This is a genomic window from Niallia laureatilytica (assembly GCF_046613985.1).
Classification (GTDB): domain Bacteria; phylum Bacillota; class Bacilli; order Bacillales; family Cytobacillaceae; genus Niallia.
The window spans coordinates 1-1475 of record NZ_JBKKHP010000035.1 but is presented as its reverse complement, the minus strand read 5'-3'; the positions used below and the strand labels follow the sequence as shown (position 1 = coordinate 1475).

The 1475-nt window shown below is 34.8% G+C and carries 1 protein-coding gene; it reads left to right on the top strand.

Features of this window, described 5'->3' with window-relative positions; genetic code table 11:
• Nucleotides 1–111: 111 nt before the first annotated feature.
• A protein-coding gene (locus tag ACLIJJ_RS26765) for an IS3 family transposase (protein WP_411412013.1) occupies nt 112–1442 on the top strand; the annotation gives its coding sequence in 2 pieces (ribosomal slippage) (nt 112–499 and nt 499–1442; 1332 coding nt in all).
• Nucleotides 1443–1475 lie beyond the last annotated feature (33 nt).

Sequence of the window (1475 nt, the reverse complement as noted above, 5' to 3'; positions counted from 1 at the left end):
TAAAATGTACCCTATAGAGTAGACACTAAAAAAAGTCTACCTATAGGGTGCTTTTTTGTATAATAAAGAAACACAACTAGAGAAAAAACAACATGGGACTGGAGATTTTTTATGAGTAATAGGATTTTTACAGAGAAAGAGATAAAACTACTATCAGCTAATAAGTACGTTAAATCTGTAAGTGCAAAAGGAATCACTTATACGGAAGAGTTTAAACATATTTTTATCGCAGAAAACGAAAAAGGTAAGCTACCAAGGGTAATATTTGAGGAATGCGGGTTCGATATAGATATTATTGGTATGCCTCGAGTTAGTTCTTCGGGAAAGAGATGGCGTGCTAACTATCGTGAAAATGGGGTATCTGGGTTACAAGATACCAGAAACGAGAATTCAGGAAGACCTAGTGAAAGAGAACTTAGCATGGAAGAGAAATACGCAAGACTAGAAGCTCAAAATAATTTATTAAAGGCAGAAAACGAACTATTAAAAAAGATTCGTTTGGCAGAAAGGAGGATGAAAAAGTAGTTCTCCCTCCTTTCCAAAAATATCGCCTCATACATTCGGTAATTGAAAAATACCACTTGAAGCATATGGTGAGTTATTTATGTGATATCTCAGGTGTATCAAGAAGTGGCTACTATAATTACTTTTCTCAAAAGTCACACGAACAAAGAAAGAGAAAAGATGAACAGGATGAAGAAGTGAAGGCAATCATCTTAAAAGCATTTCATTTCAAGAATCGTAAGAAAGGGGCACGCCAAATTAAAATGACTTTGGCGGGTCAATTTAAAGTTGTCTATAATTTAAAACGTATACGACGAATTATGAAGAAATACAATATTATTTGTCCGATTAGAAAGGCAAATCCTTATAGACAAATGATGAAAGCTACAATGGAACACCGTGTTGTACCAAACCTTTTAAATAGACAATTTAAGCAAGGGATTCCAGGGAAAGTGCTTCTGACTGATATCACATACCTTTCCTTCGGCAAAGGGCTAAGAGCCTATTTATCAGCAGTTAAGGACAGTTCAACTGGTGAAATTCTAGCCTATCATGTATCGGATAGAATGACCTTGGAATTGGCAACAGTCACTCTCAAGAAGTTAAAGAAGAACAGAAACTTTACGTGTGCAAAAGATGCTTTCATTCATTCCGATCAAGGTGTTCATTATACAAGTCCTATCTTTCAAAAAGCAGTAAAAAAATTAGGGTTACGCCAATCTATGTCAAGACGAGGAAACTGTTGGGATAATGCCCCCCAAGAATCATTCTTTGGCCATCTTAAAGATGAAGCCTCTATTAAAACATGTACAAGTTTAGATGAAGTAAAAAAGGAAATCAAACAATATATGATTTATTACAATTACTATAGATACCAATGGAACTTAAAAAAGATGACCCCTGTTCAATACAGAGATCATCTTCTTACAGCAGCATAGACTTTTTATAAAATGTCCTTTACAAAGGGTACA